This is a genomic window from Pelatocladus sp. (assembly GCF_059505505.1).
This window is the reverse complement of record NZ_JCACKS010000132.1, coordinates 1-6262: the sequence shown is the minus strand read 5'-3', so window position 1 is coordinate 6262 and position 6262 is coordinate 1. Positions and strand designations below refer to the sequence as shown.

The window sequence follows — 6262 nt, the reverse complement described above, 5'->3', positions numbered from 1 at the left end:
TCAAGGCAAGTTTCAAAACCTCAACTGCCTCTGATGAGCCGATTTTTCCTAACGCATCAGCAGCCCTCCAACGCACAAGAGAATCTTCATGGTTCAAGGCAAGTTTCAAAACCTCAACTGCCTCTGATGAGCCGATTTTTCCTAACGCATCAGCAGCCCTCCAACGCACAAGAGAATCTTCATGGTTCAAGGCAAGTTTCAAAACCTCAACTGCCTCTGATGAGCCGATTTTTCCTAACGCATCAGCAGCCCTCCAACGCACAAGAGAATCTTCATGGTTCAAGGCAAGTTTCAAAACCTCAACTGCCTCTGATGAGCCGATTTTTCCTAACGCATCAGCAGCACTCCAACGTACATCAGAATATTCATGGTTCAAGGCAAGTTTCAAAACCTCAACTGCCTCTGATGAGCCGATTTTTCCTAACGCATAAGCAGCACTACTACACACATCAGAATCTTCATGGTTCAAGGCAAGTTTCAAAACCTCAACTGCCTCTGCACCGCCGATTTTTCCTAACGCATAAGCAGCCCGACTACGCACATCAGAATCTTCATGGTTCAAGGCAAGTTTCAAAACCTCAACTGCCTCTGCACCGCCGATTTTTCCTAACGCATAAGCAGCCCGACTACGCACATCAGAATCTTCATCGTTCAAGGCTGGCTGTATGTGAGGAATGGCTTTATCAGAACGGGTGATTTCCAAAAGCTGAATCTTAACTATTGTGGGAATTTCTAATTTGGCAATAAATCCAACAGTTTGCGCTTGAAATTCTGATTTTACTGCACCTGCCAACCTTGCCCCTAGCCGCAAATCTACTTCTAAGGCTAACTCCACAATTCGCAGTGCTTGCTTTTCATCCTCCACCAACTCCAACATCAATACTAGAGGTTCCGTCCATTTGAGGTAATTTAAATATTTTCGTATCAGTCTGTCTTCGTTCTTCAGCAAATCTGGTAACTGTTTTAGTAGGCTCTCGGCGGTGTAATATTCCTGTATGAGTTGGTGGCGAAACTCAATTTTGTCTCCTGCTGCCAGTTGAATGAGATGATATTTAAGTAAATCATTTAGCCAGGATATCGCCCTGTCGCGTGGTTTATCAAATTGCTCCTGTTGCAGAAACGCTGTCAGTATCTCCTCTGCTTCTTCCCTGGATATGGCAACTTGCAACTCTGTCTTTTCTTTGCCTTGAGTCATTCGCAACGCTAAATGTTGCAACATTCGTTGCCACCACCGCCGCGAATTATCCGTAACTAGCACACCCTCTAAGCGCTGATTCTCGCAAAATTGAGTAAATTGGCGAAACACCATCCCCAGATTTGGCGGTATATTGTGCGTCTGGTGAAACAGAGAACACAGCATCATCAATAGTAGTGGTGTTTCCCCAAATTCCCGCAATCGATTACCCAACTGTCGTAACATCTGCTCACCCTGTGCTGGCAGATATTTTTTGACAAACTGCTGCATCTGCGCTTCTGTCAAGGGCTGCATTTCCAGCTTTTTGGTAATATTTAAATCACCCCCTACACCTAAATCTCGTGTGGTGAAAATCATTGGTGTGGTTTTCTGGTAGTCTAGCCGAAACTTCAGCAAATCCCGTCGTGCCTCTTCTGACGGTAATTCGTTCACGCCATCAACCAACAGCATTAAGCAACCTTGACGTAAGCAATTTTTAAGTTTGTCATCATCTACATCTAAATTGGGATCATGTCGTTGGATAAATGTTTGTATCAAATCCAGCACTGATTTTTTGTAATAGCGCAGTTCTACCAACACCGGAATTTTGACTTGCTGCTCCTTTCGCGCCCGCTTTGCCTCTTCCAGCAACAACCGGGCTAACGCCGTCGATTTCCCCGAACCAGGACGCCCTACTAGTAATACATGTTTGTCTTGATACTTATTTAATCCCTCTAATACACCCAAGCGCTCAGTTTTCTCTCGCCCTTCCCTGGATTCTTCTTTTTCAGATTGCACCGTCTGCACCATCAAGTCAAATTGCCAAGATGATGCTTTCTGATCAACTCGCTGCCGTCCCGCCACATCCGTCACCGTATAATGTTGCTGCCAGTGGACGTATTTATCATCGTCGCAGAGTGATTCTAAATAGCCAGTCCAGTTGATCATGCTGTGTGGAACAGTTGGTTGCTTGGGAGTTCAGATCCGCCTATGATCGCGATCGCAGTCTCATAGCTAAAGTTTACTTCAGTAAGCTGTTTGGCAGAAATTGCTGCAAGGAACCCGGAAATTGCTCCAGGCTGCGTGGAACACGCAAACGTCTACCCTGAAATTGCTGCAAGGAACCCTGAACCTGCTCCAGGCTGCGTGGAACACGCAAACGTCTACCCTGAAGCTGCTGCAAGGAACCCTGAACCTGCTCCAGGCTGCGCGAAGCACTCAACCTAGATTTGTGTGTAGTCTTTTGTCTCAAAAGTCGCATATTATAAGATAAAGTACGAAATTTTACCAAACAATATCCTATCTTTATATATTAGTCTCAATCTAAATCTCACTGAATCTCTGCCCTGATCAATGTCTAACCCAACCCCGGCCGAACCTCAGCCTAAATCCCTCAACGATTTTGAATTAGACTTGCTGAAACAGGAATACTTTTTTCTGCAAAATACTATCGAAGACTATAACAAGCAGATTTGGGTAATCAAAGCGCTGGGAATTACTGGTACTGGGGCTATTTTAGCGTTGATGTTACAGCAAAAACCAAATGCTAGTAGCATTGCTTTGATCGGTTGTGCGATTCCCATATTTTTCTGGATTTTGGAAAGTCAATGGAAACACTTTCAGCGTGGTTTCTATCCGCGTGCAGAAAAAATTGAATCTATTCTGACTCAAAAGTATGGTTTAAATAGTCCTGCGATCTACAGCAGTTGGACTCATGCTTTCAAGCGCACCCCCACCCCGAAACGTAAAGGTTATCTCTGGGATGGTTTGTTGAATCGCAGCGTTTTTATCAGCTATGTGTTAGAAATTATCTTTCTCGTGTTTATGGCTGCTGTTGCTCCGAGAATATGGAAATAGAATTTCCAAAAAAGCACAAGTTTAAAAACTCGCCTGCGATTCAAATCGCAGAATTTGGTAGGGTGCGTTATGGACGGAACGTCCTAACGCACCGAAAACCACCGGATGGTGCGTTGCGCTGCGCGACAACACACCCTACATAAGATTTATATCAGCTATCAGTTTGATTTTTCACTGATAACTGTTAACTATTAAGCTTTGTATTTACCACCTTTATTTGGGTCTGACCAATCACAAGCAAATCCCTTGGTTTCTTTCACAAATTGATTCCAAGGAACTGGATCAACTGGTGCGGGAGTCGCATAGACAATTTCAAACAAACCATCATCTCTGACTTCACCAATTCGCACAATTTTGGATATGTGATGATTGGCTTCCATTGTGACTTTCCCTTCAGGTGCATTCAGAGTTTGTCCATAGGCTGCGGTGCGGACTTTGGCGATGTCGGTAGAATTGGCTTTTTCTACTGCTTGTTTCCACAAATAAACTCCGATATATGCTGCTTCCATTGGGTCATTTGTGACGCGATCGCTACCATATTCTTTTTTAAAAGCTTCGACAAATTTCTTATTTTCGGGAGTATCAACTGTCATGAAATAATTCCAAGCGGCGTAGTGTCCTTTAAGATAATCAACACCGATGGCTTTGACTTCTTCTTCAGCAATACTTACAGACATGGTGGGATATTTATCTGGTGTCAATCCAGCACCTTGTAATTGTTTGAAGAATGCAACGTTGCTATCACCATTTAGGGTATTGAAAATTACGCCTCCGTTGGGCAATGTTTGTTTAATTTTAGTGATAATCGGCGTAACTTCTGTGTTACCGAGTGGTAAGTAATCTTCGCCGACTGTTTTACCGCTCTTTGCTTGCAATTGCGCTTTAATAATTGTGTTAGCTGTCCGGGGAAAAACGTAGTCGGAACCTACTAAAAAGAATTCTTTGCCTTTATTTTTGAGTAGCCAATCAACAGCAGGTTCAATTTGTTGATTTGGAGCCGCGCCAGTGTAGAAAATGTTATTAGAACATTCTTGACCTTCATACTGCACCGGATACCAAAGCATATGATTTTTGCTTTCAAATACCGGCTTAACATTTTTACGGCTAGCAGAAGTCCAGCAACCAAAAACTACAGCAACTTTATCTTGATCAATTAGTTTGGTGGCTTTTTCTCTAAAAGTATCCCAGTTAGAAGCACCATCTTCGACAATGGGTTCAATTTGCTTACCTAAGACACCGCCAGCAGCGTTGATTTCTTTAATTGCTAATTTTTCGGCATCTACAACGCTTTTTTCGCTGATAGACATTGTACCGCTAAGAGAGTGCAAAATTCCCACTTTAATGGTGTTTCCATTACTCGCAGCACTGACAGGAGAAGCCGCATCAGATGCTACTGGGGCTGGATTTTCTGCGGTATTTGTAGAAGAATTGTTGGCACAAGCCTTTAAGAAAAAAGTTCCTCCAAAAGATGCGGAACCATAGACCAAAAATTTACGCCGATTAAGTTTCATATCTAAATTGTTTTGCTCAAATGAATTAGCTAAAAACTTTTGCAAGCATGTTAGTGTTACATTTAACTAGGAAACAGTCTATTTTGATACTGTTTGTTATCAAAGGTTAATAATAAGTAGTTGTGCAACGCGATCGCATCATAAATCTAGTCAGCGTTACCTTAAAAGACAAAGATCCCCGACTTCGCAAAAGTTGTCGGGGATCTAAGTGTATTTTTGATGAGCGATCGCATTCCCAGAAGCCGCTATACGACTACGTACTCTTCAAATTCACGTTGATCACAAAGATCACAAAAATTGTTTGATTTTTGATCTTTTGATCTATGGAGAACATTGTAATGTTGGTTACAAACATGCAAGGGGAGCATCCCAAAATTTACATGAAACCCTTTTCTCGACTCATTTAAACTTTTTTTGTCCTGTACTTAGATACTCCCTTTGCAAAAAGCCTATTCGCACAGCCAAATCCTGAGAGTTCCGTCAGCACTACTACTGGCAAGAATCTGTCCATTTCGGCTAAATGCTAGAGAATAAACTTCATCTCCATGTCCAGCAAGAGTACAAATTTCCTCTTTTGTTTTTAGATCCCACAGTTTAATAGTTTTGTCGGCACTACCGCTTGCAAGAATCTGTCCATCTCGGCTAAATGCTAGAGAATAAACTTCATCTCCATGTCCAGCAAGAGTACAAATTTCCTCTTTTGTTTTTAGATCCCACAGTTTAATAGTTTTGTCGGCACTACCGCTTGCAAGAATTTGTCCATTTCGGCTAAATGCTACCGCATAAACCAGAGATAAATGTCCTTTGAGAGTAGCAATTGCTTGTTTGGTATTGAGACTCCATAGTTTGATAGTTTTGTCGTGACTACCACTGGCTAAAATTCCTCCTAATTCCTCTTGGCAAGGGAAAAGGGGGCTGATAGTTACAGAATTAACCCAGTCTCCATGTTCCATGACTGGGAGATGTCCACAGGAGGTGCGAACTGCTTTTCCTGTTGTGAGATTCCATAGTTGAACAGATCTACCGCGATCGCCACTGGCAAGAATCTGTCCATCTGGACTAAAGGTAATAGAATTAACACCGTAGGATTTTCCAGTGAATTGCTGAATGATCTTTCCTGTTTCTAAATCCCATAATTCGATAGTCTGACTTAGACCACAACTAGCAAGTGTTTTACAATCAGGGCTGAAAGCAATAGATTTGAGGATGCCTGTATTTCCTTTTAAGGTGCAAACTATTCGTCCTGTTTCTAGATTCCATAGTTTAATAAACGAACTACCGCTTGCAAGCATTTTGCCATCTGGGCTAAGAGCAATAGCTTGTGACTTACATGCAAAAGTATGTATACACCTGAATTTTTTAGATTTTGGTAATGAAGTACTTTGGAATACAGCGCTAGTATCTGTCAGTGTTGGTGCTTCCACATAATGAGAATTTTGTTGCAGAGATGGCAATAGAGCAGAAGCATCAGAACTCCCAGCTACCTTTTCAAGTTCATATTCCAAGCTAGAGGCAGGTGTTTTGGGTAAGGCAGAAAATACATTAGATACATGTGAGAGTGAAAACATGGTTATTTTCTTAAGAAATGTGAAAAAAGTATGTTTTTAAACGCTGATTTCCAAGCCAAAGCAAATACTTGAGCTGGAATATCTAATTATTAAGATATTAACAATACCTTCGCCAAATTTATGAACTGGTAGAACAAGGATCGGCAGGGTGG

At 42.0% G+C, this 6262-nt stretch carries 5 protein-coding genes; 1 reads left to right on the top strand and 4 read right to left on the bottom strand.

The genetic code is table 11. The features are described 5' to 3' along the window. Nucleotides 1-2122 (bottom strand): HEAT repeat domain-containing protein (locus tag AC5JMK_RS11690; protein WP_495910143.1); only part of this gene is annotated, 2122 nt, incomplete at its 3' end. Nucleotides 2123-2195: 73 nt separating this feature from the next. Further along, entirely contained in the window at nt 2196-2426 is a 231-nt protein-coding gene (locus tag AC5JMK_RS11685) for a hypothetical protein (protein ID WP_495910142.1), read from the bottom strand. A 101-nt stretch (nt 2427-2527) separates the two neighbouring features. On the opposite strand from AC5JMK_RS11685, the gene AC5JMK_RS11680 reads away from it, so the two are divergent. After that, entirely contained in the window at nt 2528-3031 is a 504-nt protein-coding gene (locus AC5JMK_RS11680; RefSeq protein WP_495910141.1) for a hypothetical protein, read from the top strand. Nucleotides 3032-3222: 191 nt separating this feature from the next. Here the strand turns inward: AC5JMK_RS11680 and urtA are convergent, their stop codons facing one another. Continuing rightward, nucleotides 3223-4542 carry an urea ABC transporter substrate-binding protein gene (urtA, locus tag AC5JMK_RS11675; protein ID WP_096678640.1) on the bottom strand — a complete coding sequence of 440 codons (1320 nt, stop codon included), beginning with the start codon at nt 4540-4542 and terminating at the stop codon, nt 3223-3225. Between the two features lie 449 nt (nt 4543-4991). After that, the gene (locus AC5JMK_RS11670; protein ID WP_495910140.1) at nt 4992-6110 is read right to left on the bottom strand and encodes a WD40 repeat domain-containing protein; all 1119 of its coding nucleotides are present in this window, start codon (nt 6108-6110) and stop codon (nt 4992-4994) included. Nucleotides 6111-6262 lie beyond the last annotated feature (152 nt).